The organism is Streptomyces sp. NPDC059788, assembly GCF_042732265.1.
In the GTDB taxonomy this organism is placed as follows: Bacteria; Actinomycetota; Actinomycetes; order Streptomycetales; family Streptomycetaceae; genus Streptomyces.
Map to the genome: position 1 here is coordinate 1 of NZ_JBHWHY010000043.1, position 241 is coordinate 241.

The following is a 241-nucleotide window of genomic DNA, read 5'->3' on the forward strand; positions in this document are numbered from 1 at the left end:
CCGCGGAACATCCGCGGTGCCCCCGGCGCCTCGGCGTATGCGGCCGACCCCCGTGACCTGCCGACTCTAGGGAATTCCATGGCCGTCCCCGTCGAGACTGGGTCTGTGGCGTGCGGGAAGTCGAGCTGCCTCGTGCAGGGCACGCAGAAACCTCAGTCGCTGTGGAACAGCCGTCCCCAGTGCCGGATGCCCACAACGAAATGCTCTGCTGTCCGCCGGTCTTGAGATGGGTTGAGTTGAA